The organism is Burkholderia sp. Bp9016 (assembly GCF_003857765.1).
Lineage (GTDB): Bacteria > Pseudomonadota > Gammaproteobacteria > Burkholderiales > Burkholderiaceae > Burkholderia.
The window spans coordinates 1-20,817 of the sequence record NZ_QTPY01000004.1; the positions used below are offsets into that span (position 1 = coordinate 1).

Sequence of the window (20,817 nt, forward strand, 5' to 3'; positions counted from 1 at the left end):
GCCGCGATCGCGACCACCTACGCGATGCTGCGCGAACTCGATCTCGAACCGGTCGTGCCGGGCGCCGGCGCGCTGCTATCCGGCGCGTACTGATTGCCGCCCTTTCGACGGAGTTTCCCCATGTCTTCGACTTTCCTGTACGGCGCGAACGTCCACGCCAACGGCATCCGCCAGCACTACCTGCGCTACGGCGGCGCGTCCGGCGCGCGCGCATCGCGCCCGGCGATCGTGCTGATCCCAGGCATCACGAGCCCCGCGATCACGTGGGGCTTCGTCGGCGAAGTGTTCGGCGCGGCGTTCGACACCTATGTGCTCGACGTGCGCGGCCGCGGGCTGTCCGAAGCGTCGGCGACGCTCGACTACGGTCTCGATGCGCAGGCCGACGACATCGCTGCGCTGATTGCCGCGCTCGGCCTGCCGCGCACGAGCCTCGTCGGCCATTCGATGGGCGCACGGATCGCCGCGCGCGCGGCGCGGCGCGCCATCCGCGGGCTCGAATCGGTCGTGCTCGTCGATCCGCCCGTGTCGGGCCCGAACCGCCGCGACTATCCCGGCAAGCTGCCGTGGTACATCGACTCGATGGCGCTCGCGCGCGCCGGCACCGACGCCGAAGGGATGCGCGCGTTCTGCCCGACCTGGACCGACGCCGAGCTGCAACTGCGCGCCGAATGGCTGCACACCTGCGACGAGCGCGCGGTGCGCGCGACGTACGAGAGCTTCCATACCGACGATTTCCACGCGGACGCCGCGCGGCTGACCGTGCCGTCGCTGCTGATCACGGCCGGGCGCGGCGACGTGGTGCGCGACGACGACGTCGCTGAACTGCAGCGCGCCACGCCGGCGATGCGGCACGTCCGCGTGCCCGACGCGGGCCACATGATTCCGTGGGACAACGCGGCGGGTTTCTACGCTGCGTTCGGCGACTTCCTCGGCGCGCCGCTCGCGGCCTGAGCGCGTCGCCCACTCTTTCCTTCACGCCCTTACCGGAGCCGACGATGCCAGTCAGCGACACCCAACTGATCGACGCGTGGAAGCAGGTGCTCACGCTGTCGCGCCTCGAACCCGGCCAGACCGTCACGATCCTGACGAGCGCGGCCACCCATCCGCAAACGCTGACGTGCGCGCTGATCGCAACGCAATCGATGGGCGCGATCGTCAACCGCCTCGACCTGCCGCCGGTGAACGGCGAGAAGGCGTTCAGCCGCGACCCGCTCGCGTATCTCGGCACGACGCCGCTGACCGGCAACCGCGCCGCGATCGCAGCGCTGCGCGAAAGCGACCTCGTGCTCGACCTGATGACGCTGCTGTTCTCGCCCGAGCAGCACGACATCCTGAAGTCCGGCACGAAGATCCTGCTCGCGGTCGAGCCGCCCGAAGTGCTGGTGCGGATGGTGCCGACGCTGGCCGACCGCACGCGCGTGCTCGGCGCCGCCAGAAAGATCGCCGCCGCGCGCGAGATGCGCGTGACCTCCGCGGCCGGCACCGCGCTCGCGTGCCCGCTCGGCGACTTTCCGCCGACCGCCGAATACGGCTTCGTCGACGCGCCGGGCCGCTGGGATCACTGGCCGAGCGGCTTCGCGCTGACCTACCCGAACGACCGCACCGCGCGCGGCACGATCGTGATCGATCGCGGCGACATCCTGCTGCCGCAGAAGCACTACGTGAGCGAGCCGATCGCGCTGACCGTCGAAGGCGGCTATGCGACGCGCATCGAAGGCGGCGTCGACGCCGACCTGCTGCGCGACTACATGGAAACCTTCGCCGATCCGGAAGGCTATGCGATCTCACACATCGGCTGGGGGCTGCAGCCGCGCGCGCGCTGGTCGACGCTCGGCCTGTACGACCGCGAAGCGACGATCGGCATGGATGCGCGCGCATTCGAAGGCAACTTCCTGTTCTCGCTCGGGCCGAACAACGAAGGCGGCGGCAACCGCACCACCACCTGCCATATCGACATTCCGTTGCGCCGCTGCACGGTCGAACTCGACGGCGAGACCGTCGTGCGCGACGGCCGCGTGATCGATCAACCCGCCTGACCGACGAGTACCCGACATCATGACCGATCTTTCCCACCACGCCGAAGCGGGCGTCTATCGCCAGCAGGGTTTCGGCACGCCGCTGCCGCCGCACGGCAACATCGGACTGCTGATCGTCGATTTCGTGGTCGGTTTCGCCGATCCCGCGACGTTCGGCGGCGGCAACATCGCGCCGGCGATCGCGCGCACGACGCAGGCGCTCGCACGTGCGCGAGAACGCGGCTGGCCCGTCGCGCACAGCCGCATCGTGTACGCGGACGACGGCAGCGACGACAATGTGTTTTCGCTGAAGGTGCCCGGCATGGCAACGCTGACCGAGCATCATCCGAACAGCGCGATCGTGCCCGAGCTCACGCCCGCTGCCGGCGAACTCGTCGTGCGCAAGACCGTGCCGTCCGCGTTCTTCGGCACGCAACTGGCGCCGTGGCTTGCGCAGCGCGCAGTGCAGACGCTGCTCGTCGCGGGTGCGGTGACGAGCGGCTGCGTGCGTGCAAGCGTGGTCGATGCGATGTCGCACGGATTCCGCCCGCTGGTGCTCGCCGATTGCGTCGGCGATCGCGCGATCGCGCCGCACGAAGCAAACCTGTTCGACATGCAGCAAAAATATGCGGCCGTGATGCCGCTCGACGATGCGATCGCGGCGATCGATGCCGTGCACGCGCGCTGAGCCGCCGCCTCGAGCCGTCATGCAGCGCGGGCGCCGGCCGCGCCGGTGCGCCCGCGCGCGATTGACGCTGCGGTTTTGGCGGCCTAGATTGAACGCGTGCCCGGCCGGCGGCGCACGCGCGCCGCACCCGCCACGACCGGCCGCCGACCGCGCCTTCCCCGACAGGACTCTTCATCCGTGAATCGCTCCGAACTGCTAGCGCGCGACGGCTGCCTGACCGTGATCCGCCCGCCCGCGCCGCCCGTGAAGCCGGCGCCCGGCCAGCCGGGCAGCCTGTCGTCGTATGTACCGGCGCTGCCCGAAGTGTTCGTCGCGATCCTCGACGACGGACGCATCCTCGCATTCAACGGGCACGTCGACCTCGGCACCGGCATCCGTACGTCGCTCGCCCAGATCGTCGCCGAGGAACTCGACGTGCCGGCCGCGCGCGTCACGATGGTGCTCGGCGACACGGCCGCGACGCCAAACCAGGGCCCGACCATCGCGAGCGCGACGATCCAGATTTCCGCCACACCGCTGCGTTGTGCGGCCGCACAGGCGCGGCACGCGCTGCTGGCGCTGGCCGCCGAGCGCTTCGGCGTCGACGCCGCGCAACTCGCCGCCGAAGGCGGGACGATCTCGGTTCCCACCGACAGCCGCACCGCGACATTCGCCGCGCTCGTTAGCGCGCGCCGCATCGCGTTGACGCTCGACCTGAATGCGCGGACGAAGGATCCCGCGCACTACTGGATCGTCGGCACGTCGTCGCCGCGCGTCGACGTGCCCGCGAAGGCCACCGGCCAGCTCACGTTCGTGCACGACATGCGCGTGCCGGGCATGCTGCACGGCCGCGTCGTACGGCCGCCGTATGCGGGCCACGACAGCGGCGCGTTCGTCGGCACGTCGCTCGTCGACGTCGATCGCGCGTCGGTCGCCGACATTCCGGGGCTCGCGGCCGTCGTCGCGATCGGGGACTTTGTCGGCGTCGTTGCCGAACGCGAGGAACATGCGATTCGCGCGGCGCGTCAGTTGCGCGTCACGTGGCGACCGCACCCCGCGCTGCCGTCGCTCGATGCGCCGGCCGCCGCGATCGCCGCCGCGCCCGTGCAACGACGCGTCTTGCTCGACGAAGGCAGCGTCGATGCGGCACGCACGCAACCCAACACGATCACGCTGTCGCGCACCTACGCGTGGCCGTTCCAGATGCACGGCTCGATCGGCCCATCGTGCGCGCTCGCCGACTACCGCGAGCCGGGCGACGGCCGGATCACCGTGTGGTCCGGCACGCAGAACCCGGTGTCGCTGCGCTACGACCTCGCAACGCTCGTGGCCCGCGACGAAGCGGATTTCGACATCGTGCGGATGGAAGCGGCCGGCTGCTACGGCCGCAACGGCGCGGACGACGTATGCGGCGACGCGCTGCTGCTGTCGCGTGCGGTCGGCCGGCCGGTGCGCGTGCAACTGTCGCGTGCGGACGAACATCTGTGGGAACCGAAGGGCGCCGGCCAGTTGATGCAGGTGACGGGCACCGTGACGCGCGACGGCCGCCTGCTCGGCTACGACTTCACGACGCGCTATCCGTCGAACGACGCACCGCTGCTCGCGACGCTGCTGACCGGCGCGATCGCACCCGAGCCGCGCGTGTTCGAGATGGGCGACCGGACGGCCGTGTCGCCTTATGCAAGCCCGAATCGCCGTTTCGTCTGCGAGGATCTCGCGCCGCTGGTGCGCGCGTCGTGGCTGCGCGGCGTATCGGCACTGCCGAACTCGTTCGCGCACGACGCATTCGTCGACGAATGCGCGGCGCTGGCCGGCATCGATCCGCTCGCGTTCCGCATTCGCCATCTGCAGGACACGCGTGCGATCGAACTGCTGCGGGCCGTGGCCGATCGCGCGGGCTGGACGCCGCGCGCAGGTCGCGACAAAGAACGGGATGGCCGCGATGGCGCGCGGGTCGTGCGCGGCCGCGGTATCGCATATGCACGCTACGTGCACAGCCGCTTCCCCGGCTTTGGCGCGGCGTGGTCCGCGTGGATCGTCGACCTGAGCGTCGATCGCGTGTCGGGCGAGATCCGGATCGAGCGCGTGACGGTCGGCCAGGACACGGGCACGATGATCAATCCGGACGGCGTACGCCACCAGATCCACGGCAACGTGATCCAGGTATTGAGCCGCACGCTGAAGGAGCGCGTACGGTTCGCCGACGGCAAGGTCGCGTCGCGCGAATGGGCGAGTTATCCGATCCTGACGTTCGACGAAGTGCCGGACGTCGATGTCCTGCTGATGCCCAGACAAGGCGAGCCGCCGCTCGGCGCGGGCGAATCGGCATCGGTGCCGGGGCCAGCCGCGGTCGCGAATGCGCTGTTCGATGCGACCGGCGTGCGCGTCTACGCGCCGCCGTTCACGCCCGAAACGGTGCGAGCCGCGCTACGCGAGGCCGGCCGGCTTGCGAGTGACGAAGCGCCGGCTGCCGCAGGCGTCATATAACGCCGGGTTGCGTCGATGGCCGGACGGCGCCGCGCATCACGCATCGCCGTCGGCCTCCATCATCTTGCGCAGCAGATACTGCAGCGCGACGCGCTCGCCCGGATTGAGCGGACCGTACGTACGCTCCGTCACCTGCCGCGCGAACGGCACCGTGCGATCGATCAGCGCGAGCCCCGCCGCGGTCGCGCGCACGATCAGCTTGCGGCCGTCGCTCGGGTCGGGCAGCACTTCGATCAGCGCGCGCGCCTTCAATCGGTCGACCACGCCGCGGATCGTCGCCTGATCGATCGCGGTCGCCTTGACGATGTCGTTCAGCGAACACGCCTGCTTTTCCTTGACCGCGCACAGCGCGACGAACTGGGCGGCCGTCAGATCCGAATCGGGGATCGCTTCCTGAAAGATCGCTACGTGGCGCTGATATGCGCGGCGCAGCAAGTGGCCGACCTGGTCGTGAAAGTCGTAGGAATCCCTGGAAGACGCCATGAAAGTAAAGGCCCGCGCGGCACGAATAGGAAAGGTAAGGAGTGTACACCCTCAAATCGCCGCAATCGACGGTGCGCGCGCCGCTTCGTTGCGGTGCATCAGGGTTCGTCGCACCGCTCCCGCACCCTGCGCGAAGATCCCTCGGCGTTGTCGTTCATGCCCGGACAACGCACATCCGGCACCGCCCGGCGCATGCCGGATGGCAGGTTTCCGGGCTGTCGAATCGCTTGCGCGCACACGCTGCAATTTTGAGCGCATACGCACTAATTCGGCGCATGCATCGATGCTTTGTCCAGCTGCCAGGATGCACATGAAGATTCGCTTTAATCCTGCAAAAATACGCAATATTCCTCATCGATAGGTCGATCACGATGCATTCATTTTCATGCCTGTGCGATTCCGTATTTTCTAGTGTGTACGCTACGTAATTGGCGTGCTATACAGACTCCAGCGCGCGGCGAGATGCTCGCTCGCGTCGATCGGCCACTCACTCATCCGTCACACTTGAACAGGGGCAATCCCATGTCTACCGCACACCCGAGCGCCGCCGTCTCCGCCGACGACGCGCAGCACGGCACGCTCTACCGCAAAGTCACGCTACGCCTGATCACCCTCTTCTGCCTGTGCTATTTCGCGGCCTATCTCGACCGCATCAACATCGGCCTCGCGAAGCTGCAGATGCTCGATGCGCTGAAGTTCAGCGATACCGTGTACGGGCTCGGCGCCGGCCTGTTCTTCGGCGGCTACATCCTGTTCGAAGTCCCGAGCAACCTGGTGCTTCAGCGCGTCGGCGCGAAGCTGTGGATCGCGCGGATCATGATCACGTGGGGCCTGCTGTCCGGCGCGACGATGTTCGTGCAGACGCCGATGCAGTTCTACATCGTGCGCTTCCTGCTCGGCGCGGCCGAAGCCGGCTTCCTGCCCGGCGTGCTGCTGTACCTGACGCAGTGGTATCCCGACGCGCGCCGCGCGCGGATCGTCGCGCTGTTCATGGTCGGCCTGCCGTTGTCGAGCATGATCGGCAGCCCGATCTCCGGCTGGATAATGCGGGCGTTCGACGGCACGCACGGGCTCGGCGGCTGGCAGTGGCTGTTCCTGCTCGAGGCGTTGCCGTCGATCCTGCTCGGCTTCGCGGTGCTGCGCTGGCTGCCCAACAGCATCGAGACCGCGCGCTGGCTGGACGACGACGAAAAGCGCGCACTGCGCGAAAACCTCGACGCCGATCCGGCCGGCAACAAGAGTCACGCACTCGGCCGCGCGTTCTCCGATCCGAAGGTCTGGGCGCTCGGCCTCATCGATCTGTGCGTGCTGCTGGGGCTGTATGCGGTGAGCTTCTGGCTGCCGACGATCCTGCGCGATACCGGCGTGAAGGACGCATATCACATCGGCTGGCTGATGGCGATCCCGAACGCCGCGGCCGTGCTCGCGACGCTGTATTGCGGCGCGAGCTCCGACCGCGCGCGCGAGCGCCGCTGGCATATCGTCGTGCCGTTCGTGGTGTCGGCCATCGCGCTCGCGCTTGCGGCCGCGTCGTCGCACGGCACGCTCACGACCGTGCTGCTGTTCTCGCTGATCAATGCGGGCGCCGCGGCAGCGATGCCGGTCGTCTGGGCCCTGCCGTCCACGTTCCTGAAGGGCTCGGCCGCAGCCGGCGGGATCGCGTTCGCATGCTCGATCGCGAACCTCGGCGGATTCGGCAGCACCTATTTCATCGGCTGGCTGCGCGACACCTTCCATTCGCAAAGCGCCGGGCTGTACGGCTTCGCTGCCTGCATGCTGGTCGGTTGCGCACTCGCGCTCGCGTATCCGGCGAAGCTCGTGAATCGCTGATGCCCCGACGCGCGCGGCGACGCCACGTCGTCGCGCGCGGTTCTGCGGTTCTGCGCAGGTGCGTGCCGTATCGATGCGCACGCAACGACTTACGAACGCGCACCGCCGCCTCCATCCTCTCTCGGCCGCCGCGCAGGTTTGCGCAATGCACACCGAACGGCGTTTGAAACGCCGTTGCCGCGAAGATCGCGCGCGAACGCGCCACCACGCCGCTTTTTTACAAGCGCGTTACCCGATACGCACGATCACGCGCGGCATTTGACAGCCCGCCGCGCCGCACACGCCACCACACGGCTACCCGCGCGCTTCGCGCCATGCAGGCACATCGCTTGCGACACCCTCGCGCCCGTCATCCGGCGGACAGCATTGATCCTTCAACCGGCGCTGCGCACCGCGCGATCCTTCGCGCGGCGACCCGCATCGCAAGCAGGTTCCCCTGAACGAGAGGACGACATGAAATCCATACGAACGATCGCGGCGCTGTGCTCGGTCATTTCCGTGCTCACGGCATGCGGCGGCGACGGCAACGACGTCGGCACCGAGCTCGGGATCTCGAAGCCGCAGGCACGCTTCATCAACGCGGTGCCGGCCGGCCCGAACCTCGACTACTACCTGAATGCGAAGGTCGACGCATCCGGCGTCGCGTACAAGGGCGTCACGCGCTATCACGACGTCGATTCAGGCACGCAGAACGCCAGCTACGACGTATCGGGAACGACGACGACGATCGCATCTCAATCGTTCAGCGCGGCGAACGGCCACCACTACACCACGATCGCGCTGCCGAGCACCTCGTCGCCGATCTCGGTGATCGACGATCCGTACGACAAGGGCCTGCTGTCCGACAAGGCGCGCGTGCGCACCTTCAACGCATCGCCGAACGCACAGAACGTCGACGTGTACGTCGTGCCGCCGGGCACCGACATCACGACGCAAAGCCCGACGCTGTCCGGCGCCGCCTATCAGGACGCCTCGCCCGCATCGGGCCAGGACTCCGTCTACCTGAACGGCGGCAACTACCAGGTGATCGTCACGACCGCCGGCAGCAAATCGCCGATCCTGACGACCGCACCGGTGGCGATCAACAACAATGCCGACTGGTTGCTGGTGACGATTCCGGCCGGCGGCATCGGCGACGTCACGCCGAACGACGTCCACGTGCTGGTTGCGCAAGGCAACGATGCCGACACCTCCGCGCAGGAGCTCGGCCCGCAATAAGCGGCACCGCGCGCCCGGCGCCACGCCGCCCGGCGGGGCGTCGGGCCATCCGTCCGTCAGTCGCCGCGCTCGAGGCGGATCACATGCTCGGCACGCGTCCCGCCGCCGTGCGCGATATCGACGTCGCCGACATGACTCACGCGCCAGCCGGGCCGCGTCGCGATCCGCGGCAGATTGCCGGACGGACGGCTCTCGATACCGCCGAGCCCTTCGTCCGGCGTGCGGACCGCATCGTCAATGCGACGCGTTCGAATAGATCACGTTGTCGTGCCATTCGGTCGCGCCGGTGCCCGCTTCCATGCCCTTGCCGTCGACGTCGACCGTGTTGTCCGTCATCGCCATGTTCGCGTTGTCGAGCGTCACGATCCGGCCAGCGGCACGGCGCACCGGATCGCCGCTGTCGACCGCATGCGCACCGACGTCGATCGGCGGCAGTCCGGTCGGCGCTTTCGCCGCGATCGTCTCGGGCGTCTGTGGCCGCTTCGCGACTTCGGCGGCCTGGGTCGCGGCATCCGGCATGTCGCCGGCCGCCGGCGTCTTCACGGGGCTCCGCTCGATCGGTTCCTGCTGCTGTTTCGGGGTTGGGTTCAATTCCGCGTTCCGCATCGCACCTCCAGTTCCGGACGGCGTGCGCCGGCGGGATGCACGGCGCCGGTCCGGGAATCGCTACAACGATCCTTGCAAATCTTTCACGCGCGGCGCGTCACCCGACGCGCCCGCACAACATCATGACGCCCGGCAGGCGGCGGCCGCGCACATGGCGCACGCCGCCTGCGCTCGCCGGTCAGCCGCCGCTCGCGCCGGCCGGTGCGGAAGCCGCACCCGGCGAGCTCGCGCCGCTGTCGCCGCCGGTCGTCCCGGTGTCGGCGCCGGCCGCACCGCTGGCCGGCGTGCCAGACGGCGCGGTGGACGGCGCAGCCGACATGCCGCCTGTGGCGCTCGTATCGGAGCTCGCACCGGTGCCGGTGTCGTTGTCGCCCTTCTTCTGACAGCCCGCCCCCGCCGCCAGGCCGGCGATCACGATGCCGGCGAAGACGGCTCGCGATACGTGACGAAAGGAATATCGCTGCATGACACCTCCGCTGATGTCGATGTGGATGGAGCCCGTTGAGCCGCAATTCGCATGCCGCCGGATCTGCTCGACGATGATCGAACCCCATTCATTTTCCAACTGACGCTTAGCAAAATATTTAATTTCCCATCGTTGCAGCCGCCGCCCATACTCGCCGACAAATCCGAGACATAACGTCCACGGTGGCCGGGCCCGCGCTGCGTGCACACGCTGCCGGTTCGCGCCCCGCACATGGAAGGAGACAAGGCGTGCAACTGGAAGCCATTCACCGCGCGGGCATCGTGCTCGGCGCGGACGACGCATCGCATCGAACCGATACGGCCATGCGCGACCCCGCGCTGAGCCCGCGGCTGCACAACCCCGACCTCGCGCCGACCCAGGCCGAAGGCCGCACCTGGGGCCGCTACAGCATCTTTGCGCTGTGGACCAACGACGTGCACAACATCGCGAACTATTCGTTCGCCATCGGCCTGTTCGCGCTCGGCCTGTCGGGCTGGCAGATGCTCGCCGCGCTCGGGATCGGCGCGGTGCTCGTCTACAGCTTCATGAATCTCACCGGTTACATGGGCCAGAAGACCGGCGTGCCGTTCCCGGTGATCAGCCGGATGAGCTTCGGCATCTACGGCGCGATGCTGCCCGCGATGATCCGCGCGGTGATCGCGATCGCATGGTTCGGAATCCAGACCTATCTCGCGTCGGTCGTGCTGCGCGTGCTGCTCACCGCGATCTGGCCGGGCCTCGCCGCCTTCGACCGGAACGCGATCTTCGGGCTGTCGTCGCTCGGCTGGATCACGTTCGTCGCGATCTGGCTCGTGCAGATCGGCATCCTCACGTACGGAATGGAAATGGTCCGCAAGTACGAAGGGCTCGCCGGCCCTGTGATCCTCGTCACGACGCTGTCGCTCGCCGCATGGATGTACGGCCGCACGGGCGGCCATCTCGCGCTGTCGATCGGCAAGCCGATGACCGGCCTGAAGATGTGGACCGAGGTGTTCGCGGGCGGCTCGCTATGGCTCGCGATCTACGGCACGCTGGTGCTCAACTTCTGCGATTTCGCGCGCTCGTCGCCGAGCGCGAAGACGGTGCGGGTCGGCAACTTCTGGGGCCTGCCGGTCAACATCCTCGTGTTCGCAACGATCAGCTTCGTGCTCGCGGGCGCGCAGTTCAAGCTGAACGGCCACATCATCCACAGCCCGACGGAAATCATCGCGACGGTGCCGAACAAGCTGTTCCTCGTGCTCGGCTGCCTCGCCTTCCTGATCGTGACGGTCGCAGTGAACATCATGGCGAACTTCGTCGCGCCGGCCTTCGTGCTGACGAGCCTCGCGCCGCACCGCCTGTCGTTCCGCCGCGCAGGCCTGATCAGCGCGACGATCGCGGTGCTGATCCTGCCGTGGAACCTGTACAACAGCCCGATCGTGATCGTCTACTTCCTGTCCGGCCTGGGCGCGCTGCTCGGCCCGCTGTACGGGATCATCACGGTCGACTACTGGCTCGTGCGCAAGCAGCGCGTGAACGTGCCGGATCTCTACACCGAAGCGCCGACCGGCGCGTATTTCTACAAGGGCGGCGTGAACCGCAAGGCGCTCGCGGCGCTCGTGCCATCCGCGCTGATCTCCATCACGCTCGCCGTCGTGCCGGCCTTCAGCGCGATGACGCCGTTCTCGTGGCTGCTCGGCGCAGCCATCGCGGGCAGCGTGTACTGGCTGACGGCCGACCGCAAACGGCAATACGAGGCGCGCTCGGGCGAACACATCGCGGTCGCCTGCGCCCGACACTGATGCACGCACACGGAGTTCACCAATGAGAATCCTGGTAGTCAACGTCAACACCACCGAGTCGATCACCGACGCCATCGCCGCACAAGCGCAGGCCGCGGCCTCCCCCGGCACGGAGATCGTCGGGCTGACGCCGCGCTTCGGCGCGGAGTCGGTCGAAGGCAACTTCGAGAGCTACCTCGCGGCGATCGCCGTGATGGAGCGCGTGTTGAGCTACGACGAACCGTATGACGCGGTGATCCAGGCCGGCTACGGCGAGCACGGCCGCGAAGGCTTGCAGGAACTGCTGACGGTGCCCGTCGTCGATATCACCGAAGCAGCCGCGAGCGTCGCGATGCTGCTTGGCCACCGCTACTCCGTCGTCACGACGCTCGACCGCACGGTGCCGCTGATCGAGGATCGCCTGAAGCTCGCCGGGCTCGATGCGCGCTGCGCGTCGGTGCGCGCGAGCGGTCTCGCGGTGCTCGAACTCGAGGAGAATCCGGCGCGTGCGATCGAGTCGATCGTCAGCGAGGCGCAGCGCGCGGTGAAGGACGATCACGCCGAAGTGATCTGCCTCGGCTGCGGCGGAATGGCCGGCCTCGACCGGCAGATCGAGGAATGCACTGGCGTGCCCGTGGTCGACGGCGTGTCGGCCGCGGTTGCGCTCGCCGAATCGCTGGTGCGCCTGAAGCTGAAGACGTCGAAGGTCCGCACGTACGCGCCGCCGCGTCCGAAGCGGATCGTCGGCTGGCCCGGCACCTTCGTCAAATGACGAGCCGCGCGGACGCGTAGCGACATGCGGGACGCATCGGCACCGACCGGCCCTCCCTCCGGCACATGCAACGCCGCGGGCGCGCTCGACGTGCTGGACGCGCGGCTGATGCGCATCCTGCTCGTGCTGCTCACCGAGCGCACCGTGTCGCGCGCCGCCGTGCGGTTGAACATGTCGCAGCCCGCGACAAGCGCGGCGCTCAAGCGCCTGCGCACGCTGCTCGGCGATCCGCTGCTGGTGCGCAGCCGCTACGGAATGGTGCCGACCGAGTTCGGCGCGCGTTTGATCGAGCCGCTGCGCAACGCGCTGCGTGTGATCGACTTCATCCGCATCCAGCAGCCGACGTTCGATGCGCGCACGTCGGTGCGCACCTACCGGATCGGCTGCCCCGACTACCTGAACGTGCTGTTCGTGCCGAAGCTCGTCGCGCTGTTCCGCGAGCGCGCGCCGAACGCGCAGCTCGTGTTCCACCCGCTCGGCGACGGCTTCGACGACGAACGCGCGCTCGCCGACGGCGAACTCGACGTCGTGATCGACAATCGCGCGGCGCGTCTGTCGCGATTCCGCCAGGACGACCTGTTCGACGATCGCGTCGTATGCCTGATGCGCGCGACGCATCCGCTCGCACGGCGCGGTGCGATGACGGCGGACGAGTTCGCGCAGGCCGCGCAGCTGTGTCCGACGCCATCGTGGCTCGAAGCATCCGGCGCGATCGACCGGCAGCTCGAACGCGTCGGCCTGCTGCGGCGGATCGTCGTCACGCTGCCGCATTTCGAACTTGCCGCGCACGCACTCGTGCGCTCCGACCTGATCCTGACCACCACGTACCGGCTCGCGCGTCACTACGCAAAGCTGCTGCCGCTCGGCGCGGTCGCGCTGCCGGCCGAGCCGCCGGACATCGTCTATCGGATGACGTGGAACGAATCGGGATCGTGCGTCGAGGGCGTGCGCTGGTTGCGCGGGCTAATCGCCGAAGCGACGCACAGCTGGCTCGAAGCCGAAGCCGCGCAACCTGCCGTTGCGGCGGTTGCCGCGCATGCGGATGATGCGGGCACGAGCGCGTCAGCCGCGCCCGCCTCCGGCTCTGCCGCGACCTCCGCGCGGCGCACGCGCCGCCAGCAGGCGACGCATTGCGGCGCGGCACAGCGGCCGCGCGTCGCGCGGGCGGCACGCATTCACCGGATCGCGACGAAGTCGCACTGAGCGCGAGAAGCACGCGTCGCACCGGCCGCACGGCCTCACGCGTGCCGCGCGATCGCGAGCAGCACCGATAGCGAGAGGATCGATCCGAGCGTCGACAGCAGGATCGTGCGCGACGTCACATGCGCTTCGCGTCCGTAGAATTCGGCCAGCATGTACGGCCCGGTGCCGGTCGGCAGCGCCGCCAGCACGACGGCGATCTGCGCGAGCACGGGCGGCATCGCGAACACGCGCACGCCGAGCCACCACGCCAGCGCCGGCTGCACGAACAGCTTGACCGCCGTCAGCGCGATGCTGCCGCGCGGAGCGGCGCCGGTCGCGTCGCGCTTTTCCGCGAGAAACAGCCCAAGACTGACGAGCGCGCACGGGCTCGCGGCCGCGCCGAGCAGCTTGAGGAAGGTCTCGACCGGCGCATCGAGCGGCACCTGCGCCGCCGACACGCAGACGCCGGCCAGCGGCGCGACGATCAGCGGATTGCGCAGCAGCGCACCCACCACCTTCCACATCAGCTTGAGCGGCGCACGGTCGCGCTGCAGCCCGATCTCGATCAGCACGATCGCGCCGGCGAACAGCACGCAGGCGACGAGGATGGTCGCGATCGTGGTTGGCGTGAGGCTCTCGGTGCCGAACGCGAGCAGGCACAGCGGAAAGCCGAGATAGCCGGTGTTCGGATACGACGCGGCGATCGCATCGATGCTCGCATCGGCCAGCCCGCGCCCCGCGAAGAGCCGCCACACGAGCACGCCGACGAAGACGAGCGCGCAGGTCAGCGCGAACGTCGCGACGAATGCCGGCTGATAGAGCTGGTGCCACGACGCGTGCGCCATGATCCGGAACAGCAGCGCCGGTAGCGCGAGCCACACGACGAAACGGTTGAGCTCGGCAGCCGCTGCCGGCCCGAGTACGCCCCGCCGGCGGCACAGGAACCCTGCCGCGATCAGCCCGAACACGGGCAACAGAATCTCAATCGTCGATGACATCTTGAACACGCTGCGTGAAACCGGAACGCGCAAGCTTAACGGCTGCGCGTCGTCGCGTGCAATGGTCAACGCAGCCATTGCCGCACTGATCACGCGTCGCGAATCGGTTGTGTAAGCAACTTGTATGAAACGACGGCGGCGGCGAGCGCGAGCACGCCGCTCACCGTCAGCGCGGCGGCGAACCCGCTCGCGAACGCCGCGGGCGCCGCCTGCGCAAGCGTGCGCGCCGCCGAGGGCGGCACGCGCGCCAGCGCCTGCGCGAGGTCACCGGCCAGCAGGCTCGACATGAACGACGCATCGGCGAACGCGCGCAACCCCGGTGCGACGGACAGCAGCCGGTCGAGCTGCACGTGGGTACTCGCGGCCAGTACCGCGCCGAGCAGGCCCACGGCCGTCACGATCGCGGAGAAGCGGGTCGTCGTGCTGATGCCCGACGCCATGCCGGTGCGATTCGGCGGCACGCAGGCCATGATCGCCTTCTGCGTGTCGCCATTCATGATGCCGGCGCCGCACCCCGTCACGAACATGCCGAGCGCGACGAGACGGTAGTCGCCACTGACCGTCAGCGCCGCGGTCGCGAGATTGCCCGCGCCGATCAGCGCAAGCCCCCCGGCCAGCACACCGCCGGACGACACGCACGCCGCCAGCATCGCGCCGAGCGACGGCCCGGCGATCATCGCGGCCGCGAACGGCAGCATCCCGAGCCCCGCGTCGATCGCCGACATCCCGAACGCGTTTTGCAGGTACAGCGGCAGGAACGTCATCATCACCTGAGCGCATGCCGCATAGCCGAACATCGCGAGCACCGCGCCGACGAAGCGTGGCTGGCGGAACAGCGCGAGATCGATCATCGGCCGCGCCTGCCAGCGCTCCGCGCCGATGAACGCGGCCAGCAGCGCGGCGGCGAGCGCGAGCCGGCCGAGCGTCGCGGCCGCCAGCCAGCCATGCGACGGCGCGCCGATCAGCGCCGCGATCGCGCATGCAAGTGCCGCGCCGAACAGCAGGCTGCCCGCCGCATCCACGCGTTTCGCGTGCGGATCGCGCGACTCGTCGATCGCCACCCGCGCGCCGACGGCCAGCAACGCACACACCGGCAGGTTCAGCAGGAACACCCAGCGCCAGCCGATCCACTGCGTGATCGCGCCGCCGACGAGCGGCGCGACGGCCGTCGCGATCCCCATGCACATCCCCCAGATCGCCCACGCGCGGGCCCGTTCGCGCCCGCCCGGAAAACGGTTCGCGATCACCGCGAGCGCGGCCGTCAGCAACAGCGCGGCGCCTGCGCCCTTCACCGCGCGCGCGGCGATCAGCCAGCCGGCCGACGGCGCGATGCCGCAGCCGAGCGACGCGAGCGCGAACAGCACGAGCCCCGCGCCGAGCATCCGCTTGCGCCCGAACCGGTCCGCGAGCCCGCCTGCCGGCAGCAGGCACGCGGCGAACGCGGTCATGTACGCGCTCACGACCCATTCGATGTCGGCGAAGCTCGCATGGAAACTGCGCGCGATGCTCGGCAGCGATACCGCGACGACGTTCGTGTCGAGCACGATCAGCGAGCACGTCGCCGACGCGACCGCGAGCGTCGCGGCCGCCGGCAGGCGGGTGCCCACGCGTGCGGCGGCGGACGCGCCCGTGTGCGGCGCAGGGGACAAATCGGACATCGGCGGCTCCGAACCAGGATGGAAGACCCGTATGCTAGGCTTGATCGGTATTACCGGTCATTGACATACTGATGCCATTTAATTGACGAAAATTACAATCATGAATCCACTCGAACTCCGCCACGTCCGCGCGTTCCTCGGCGTCGCGCGACATCTGCATTTCGCGCGCGCGGCCGAGGCGCTTGACATGGCGCCGCCCGCGCTCACGCGGCAGATCCAGGAAGCCGAACGGCTGCTCGGCGTGCGGCTGTTCCATCGGTCGCGCCGCGAGGTGACGCTGAGCGCGGCCGGCGAAGCGTTTCTCGCCGAGGCGAGCGCCGCCTTCGAGCACCTGGAGCGCGGCCGCGAACTCGCCGCGCTGGCCGAGCGCGGCGAACTCGGCCGGATCGAGATCGGTTACGTGTCGTCGGCCGTCTATTCGGGCACGCTGCAGCGCACGGTCGGCGCATTCCGCACCGCGCACCCGCGCATCGAACTGAACCTGCGTGAAGTGCCGATGGACGACGTCGCGAAGCAGCTGGACGCCGGCCGCCTCGATCTCGCATACGTACGCCCGCCGTTGCCGCTGCCCGGCGGGCTGCGAATCGTCACGCTGCAGCGCGACGTGTTCGTCGCGGCCGTGCCGGCCGATTCACGTTACGCGTCGATGACGACCGTGCGCGCCGCCGATCTCGCCGACGCGCGCTTCGCGGTGCCGGAACAGGAACGCGGCACGCTCGAAGTCGCGCGCCGCGGCCGCTTCGCGCCGTTGATCGCCGCGCGGCCGGGCGGCTTGCTCGCGGTGCTCGCGTGCGTCTCGGTAAACGGCTGGGTCGCCGTGATCCCCGATGTGCTCGCCGGCTGCGTATCGTTGCCGGGCGTCGTGTACCGGCCGATCGCGGGCAAGCCGATCATGTCCGAACTCGCGCTCGCGCACCGGCGCTTCGAGAAGGCGCCCGCGGTGCGGGCGTTCCTGCGTGCGATGCCTGCGGCCGTGTGAGTGTGCCGCGCCGCCGCGCCCCGCCATTTCCATACGCGAATAAGCATTTCGCGATTCGATGTTTGCCCGCGCAAAACCGATTCCGTAATCTGCCCGGCAGCCGCGCGGCCCGCGCGCGGATCTCCGAGGACCTGCCGCCGATGACTTCGTCCCCCGCCCTGGCCCGCCGCCGCGCACTGCTGCGCGTGGCCGCACTGGCCGCCGCGCCGCTTGCGGGCGCCACCGCACTGTCCACCTCCGCCCACGCGGCCGGCTCCGACCTGTCGAACGTCACGCTGGTGCTCGGCGACCAGGCCGGCGGCCTGCGCGCGCTGGCCGAAGCCGCGCGCGTGCTCGACGGCGCGCCATACCGGTTTCGCTGGGCGAATTTCCAGGGTGCCGCGCCACTGTTCGAAGCGCAGCGCGCGGGCGCGATCGATCTCGCACCGGCCGGCGACCTGCCCGTGCTGACGGCCGCGCTCGGCGATCCGGCGCTGCGGATCGTCGCGACGCGCGTCGGTTCGCCGGCGTCGCTCGGCATCGTCGTCCAACCGGATTCGCCGGTCCGCACGGTCGCCGACCTGAAGGGGCGCACCGTCGTCGTGTCGTCGGCGCGCGGCAGCATCTCGCAATACCAGCTCTACGGCGCACTGCGCGAACACGGCCTCGCGCCGGGTGACGTCGACGTGCGCTTCGTGCTGCCGGTCGATGCGTTCGCCGCGTTCGAGGCGAAGCAGATCGGCATCTGGGCGACCTTCGACCCGTATTACGGAAACGTGGTGCGGCGCGGCGCGCGCATCGTGCGCGACGGCAGCGGAATCAATTCGGGGCTCGCGTTCCTCACGTCGCCGGTCGACACGCTCGACGATCGGGCGAAGCGCGCGGCGCTGTCGGACGTGCTCGCGCGGCTCGCCCGCGCCGGCCAGTGGGCGCTCGCCCATCCGGCCGATTACGCAAGCGTCTATGCGTCGCTCACGCGCCTGCCGCGCGATGCGGCGTCCGACATCGCACGCCGCGCGGCGCTCGCGCAACGCGCGCTCACCGGCGCGGACATCGACGTGCTGCAGCGCGTCGCCGATCGCGCGGCGGCCGATGCGATCCTGCCGAAACGCGTCGACGTCGCGTCGATCGCAGTACGTAACCTGTCGGCCGCGTAACGGGCCGGCAGCCCGAAGACTACCGCGCTTATCGCGGCTTCGACATGTCGAGATCCGGCACGTCGTCGCCGAACGTCGATGCGACCAGCGTGCGCATCGCGGCGACCAGCAGCGTCGGCCCCGACTGATTGAACGTGCAGCGCTCGCCGGCCGCCGGCACCGCGCGATGCAGCACCGCGCGCCACGCGCCGCGGCCGCCGTCGCGTTCGAACTCAGCGAACGGCAGCCGCTCGACGAGCAGGCCGCCATCCGCCCACGCCGACGACGGCGCATACGGCATCGGCACACCGCCCGGCTCGCGAACGACCGTGCATCCCGTGGCATCGACGCGCGGCGCACCGAGCTCCTCCGCCATCGCCACCCAGAAATCGAGCGGTGGGCCGGTCAGGTCGTGGACTTGCATGGCTGTCTCCGTGGCCGTCGCGTGAGCGGCAGGCGCGCTGTTCGTTGCCCGAGCAGCCGCACCGGCTGCATTCGATCGCGGCGGGTTTCGTCACCCGCCGCCACGCGATAAGCATAGTTCAAATCGTTGCTTGTCCGCCGCCGGACGCGTCATCGAGAATGATTCGACGCACCGGGCCCCGGCCCGCGTTTCCCAACGTTCTCCTGACCGATCGATTCATGCTTCCACTGCGCCTGCTGCGATCGCTGCTGATCGCGTCCCTCGTTGCGTTGCCCGCCGCCGCCGCGCACGCCGACAAGCCCACTACCATCCGCATCGGCGTCGCCCAGCAGGGCGCCGGCGATCCGCCGACCTTCGGTGGGTCGAGCGGGGCCACCGTACAGCTCCAGCAGCTTGTCGAAAAGGAATTCGCGGCCGACGGCATCAAGGTGCAGTGGCTGTTCTTCAAGGGCGCTGGCCCGGCCGTCAACGAGGCGATCGCCGACAAGGCGCTCGACTTCGCCTACCAGGGCGACCTGCCGGCCGTGCTCGCGCGCGCGAACGGGATCAAGACGCACCTGCTGCTCGCCGCGAGCGTGCGCTCGGGCATCAAGATCGCCGTGCCGCCCGGTTCCGACATCCGTTCGATCACGGACCTGAAAGGCCGTCGCGTGTCGATCTTCCGCGGCACCAACCTGCAGCTCGTCGCCGACAACGCGCTCGCGAAGAACGGCCTGAGCGAGCGCGACCTGCGCGTGATCAATCTCGACTCCGCGAGTGCGCTCGCCGCACTCGCATCGAAGGGCATCGACGCATCGGTGGGCGACTATCAGCTGTACAAGCTGCGCGACGCGGGGCTCGCGAAGATCATCTACGAATCGCAAAACGACGGCCCGCAGTTCACGCGCCAGACCCACCTGCTCGTGCTCGACGATTTCGAGCGCGCGCATCCCGACATCGTGCAGCGCGTCGTCAACGCGTTCGTGAAGGGCGCGCAATGGTCGTCCGACGAGGCGAACCGCGATGCGCTGTTCAAGCTGTGGGCGAAGAGCGGCGTGCCGTATGTATCGTGGCAGGCCGACTATGCGAACCAGCGCCTGAAAGACCGGCTGTCGCCGCTGATCGATCCGTTCGTGATCGCACGCTACAAGGCCGTCGCGCAGGATGCGCTGAAGCTGAAGCTGATCCGCCAGCCGGTCGACATCGACGGCTGGTTCGAGCCGAAGTATCTCGACAATGCGTTGCGCGCGCAGAAGCTCGAACACTACTGGCCGCGTTACGACGCGACCGGCAAACCCCTCTCCTGACCGGACCCGCCCCGATGAGCGACACCGCGATCTCGATTTCGCCGTCCGGCCCGCATGCGCTCGCCGCACGGCCGTCCCGCACCGCGGCCGCGAAACGCGTCGCGTGGCTGCTCGCGCCGTGGGCGCTGCCCGCGCTGCTGTTCGCGCTGTGGGCCGTCGGCAGCGCGCGCGGCTGGATCGCACCGCAGATCCTGCCGCCGCCCGAACAGGTGGCCGACTCGCTCTCCGAACTCGCGGCAAGCGGCGATCTCGCACGGCACACGCTGATCAGCCTGCAGCGCGTGCTGGTCGGCTTCGCGGTCGGCACGCTGCTCGGCTTCGCCACCGGCGCGGCGCTCGGCCTGTCGCGCACGCTCGAAGCGTACGTGCTGCCGAGCTTCAACGCGCTCGTGCAGATTCCCGTGCTCGGCTGGCTGCCGTTCCTGCTGCTTCTCGTCGGCGTCGGCGAACCGTTGAAGTACCTGCTGATCGCGCATGCGGCGCTGGTCCCCGTCACGTTGAGCACGCTGCAGGGCTTCCGCCAGACGCCGCCCGCACTCGACGAAGTTGCACGCATCTTCGGCTACACGCGACGCCAGCGCATTCTCCATATCGTGCTGCCCGCCGCGATCCCGACGCTCGCGACCGGCTTGCGGCTCGCGTTCACGAAATCGTGGCTCGCGCTCGTCGTCGTCGAGCTCGTCGCATCGTCGGAAGGGCTCGGCTACCTGATCGTGTACGGACGCCAGCTGTTCCAGCTCGATCTCGTGATGGCCGCGGTGATCGTGGTCGGCGCGGTCGGCTTCGTGATCAACCGGCTGCTCGACGCGCTCGAAGCCCGGCTGCGCCGCGGCGTGCCGTCCGCGTTCCGCGGCTGAACCCGATTCAAGGA

18 protein-coding genes and 2 pseudogenes are annotated in these 20,817 nt (G+C 69.1%); 15 read left to right on the forward strand and 5 right to left on the reverse strand.

Annotated features, from left to right (window positions below):
• The 5 genes and pseudogenes from DIE13_RS06090 to DIE13_RS06110 form a co-directional block, all read left to right on the forward strand.
• A pseudogene (locus DIE13_RS06090) lies at positions 1-93 on the forward strand (Asp/Glu racemase); the annotation flags it as partial.
• A 27-nt stretch (positions 94-120) separates the two neighbouring features.
• Positions 121-951: an alpha/beta fold hydrolase gene (locus DIE13_RS06095; RefSeq protein WP_124826309.1), complete on the forward strand. Its 831-nt coding sequence runs from the start codon at positions 121-123 to the stop codon at positions 949-951.
• A 44-nt stretch (positions 952-995) separates the two neighbouring features.
• A complete protein-coding gene (locus tag DIE13_RS06100; protein ID WP_124826310.1) occupies positions 996-2,036 on the forward strand; it encodes a 2,5-dihydroxypyridine 5,6-dioxygenase in 1,041 nt (346 codons plus the stop codon).
• 19 nt (positions 2,037-2,055) lie between these two features.
• Positions 2,056-2,703, forward strand: a complete 648-nt coding sequence (locus DIE13_RS06105) for an isochorismatase family protein (protein ID WP_124826311.1) — start codon at positions 2,056-2,058, stop codon at positions 2,701-2,703.
• A 177-nt stretch (positions 2,704-2,880) separates the two neighbouring features.
• The gene (locus DIE13_RS06110) at positions 2,881-5,169 is read left to right on the forward strand and encodes a molybdopterin cofactor-binding domain-containing protein (RefSeq protein ID WP_124826312.1); all 2,289 of its coding nucleotides are present in this window, start codon (positions 2,881-2,883) and stop codon (positions 5,167-5,169) included.
• 36 nt (positions 5,170-5,205) lie between these two features.
• Here DIE13_RS06110 and DIE13_RS06115 read toward each other — a convergent pair whose 3' ends face one another.
• Complete coding sequence (locus tag DIE13_RS06115) at positions 5,206-5,652, reverse strand: MarR family winged helix-turn-helix transcriptional regulator (RefSeq protein ID WP_124826313.1); 447 nt, start codon at positions 5,650-5,652, stop codon at positions 5,206-5,208.
• Between the two features lie 522 nt (positions 5,653-6,174).
• Between DIE13_RS06115 and DIE13_RS06120 the strand changes: the two genes are divergently transcribed.
• Together DIE13_RS06120 and DIE13_RS06125 are read left to right on the forward strand one after the other, a co-directional pair.
• Positions 6,175-7,482 (forward strand): MFS transporter, encoded by a 1,308-nt coding sequence (locus DIE13_RS06120; RefSeq protein ID WP_124826314.1) that lies wholly within the window; start codon positions 6,175-6,177, stop codon positions 7,480-7,482.
• 453 nt (positions 7,483-7,935) lie between these two features.
• Positions 7,936-8,700, forward strand: a complete 765-nt coding sequence (locus DIE13_RS06125; RefSeq protein ID WP_124826315.1) for a DUF4397 domain-containing protein — start codon at positions 7,936-7,938, stop codon at positions 8,698-8,700.
• Between the two features lie 56 nt (positions 8,701-8,756).
• Here the strand turns inward: DIE13_RS06125 and DIE13_RS06130 are convergent.
• A pseudogene (locus DIE13_RS06130) lies at positions 8,757-9,306 on the reverse strand (DUF3005 domain-containing protein).
• Positions 9,307-9,428: 122 nt separating this feature from the next.
• Here DIE13_RS06130 and DIE13_RS33315 point away from each other — a divergent pair.
• The 4 genes from DIE13_RS33315 (at position 9,429) to DIE13_RS06155 (ending at position 13,507) form a co-directional block, all read left to right on the forward strand.
• On the forward strand, positions 9,429-9,689 hold the full coding sequence (locus DIE13_RS33315) for a hypothetical protein (protein WP_233410089.1): 261 nt from the start codon (positions 9,429-9,431) through the stop codon (positions 9,687-9,689).
• Between the two features lie 331 nt (positions 9,690-10,020).
• The gene (locus tag DIE13_RS06145; protein ID WP_124826316.1) at positions 10,021-11,553 is read left to right on the forward strand and encodes an NCS1 family nucleobase:cation symporter-1; all 1,533 of its coding nucleotides are present in this window, start codon (positions 10,021-10,023) and stop codon (positions 11,551-11,553) included.
• 22 nt (positions 11,554-11,575) lie between these two features.
• Positions 11,576-12,304, forward strand: coding sequence for an aspartate/glutamate racemase family protein (locus tag DIE13_RS06150; protein WP_124826317.1), 729 nt, complete (start codon positions 11,576-11,578; stop codon positions 12,302-12,304).
• A gap of 24 nt (positions 12,305-12,328) precedes the next feature.
• A complete protein-coding gene (locus tag DIE13_RS06155) occupies positions 12,329-13,507 on the forward strand; it encodes a LysR family transcriptional regulator (RefSeq protein WP_124826318.1) in 1,179 nt (392 codons plus the stop codon).
• A 35-nt stretch (positions 13,508-13,542) separates the two neighbouring features.
• On the opposite strand, the gene DIE13_RS06160 is transcribed toward DIE13_RS06155, so the two are convergent.
• Both DIE13_RS06160 and DIE13_RS06165 read right to left on the reverse strand, forming a co-directional pair.
• Positions 13,543-14,484, reverse strand: coding sequence for an AEC family transporter (locus DIE13_RS06160; RefSeq protein ID WP_124826319.1), 942 nt, complete (start codon positions 14,482-14,484; stop codon positions 13,543-13,545).
• An 89-nt stretch (positions 14,485-14,573) separates the two neighbouring features.
• Positions 14,574-16,142 carry an MFS transporter gene (locus DIE13_RS06165; protein WP_124826320.1) on the reverse strand — a complete coding sequence of 523 codons (1,569 nt, stop codon included), beginning with the start codon at positions 16,140-16,142 and terminating at the stop codon, positions 14,574-14,576.
• A 100-nt stretch (positions 16,143-16,242) separates the two neighbouring features.
• Between DIE13_RS06165 and DIE13_RS06170 the strand changes: the two genes are divergently transcribed.
• On the forward strand, positions 16,243-17,121 hold the full coding sequence (locus tag DIE13_RS06170) for a LysR family transcriptional regulator (RefSeq protein ID WP_124826321.1): 879 nt from the start codon (positions 16,243-16,245) through the stop codon (positions 17,119-17,121).
• 140 nt (positions 17,122-17,261) lie between these two features.
• On the forward strand, positions 17,262-18,257 hold the full coding sequence (locus DIE13_RS06175; protein WP_124826322.1) for an ABC transporter substrate-binding protein: 996 nt from the start codon (positions 17,262-17,264) through the stop codon (positions 18,255-18,257).
• Between the two features lie 28 nt (positions 18,258-18,285).
• Here the strand turns inward: DIE13_RS06175 and DIE13_RS06180 are convergent, their stop codons facing one another.
• Complete coding sequence (locus tag DIE13_RS06180; protein ID WP_124826323.1) at positions 18,286-18,660, reverse strand: phage protein NinX family protein; 375 nt, start codon at positions 18,658-18,660, stop codon at positions 18,286-18,288.
• 218 nt (positions 18,661-18,878) lie between these two features.
• Between DIE13_RS06180 and DIE13_RS06185 the strand changes: the two genes are divergently transcribed.
• Both DIE13_RS06185 and DIE13_RS06190 read left to right on the forward strand, forming a co-directional pair.
• A complete protein-coding gene (locus DIE13_RS06185; protein WP_124826324.1) occupies positions 18,879-19,946 on the forward strand; it encodes an ABC transporter substrate-binding protein in 1,068 nt (355 codons plus the stop codon).
• Between the two features lie 14 nt (positions 19,947-19,960).
• Positions 19,961-20,803 (forward strand): ABC transporter permease, encoded by an 843-nt coding sequence (locus DIE13_RS06190; protein WP_124826325.1) that lies wholly within the window; start codon positions 19,961-19,963, stop codon positions 20,801-20,803.
• Positions 20,804-20,817: the final 14 nt, after the last annotated feature.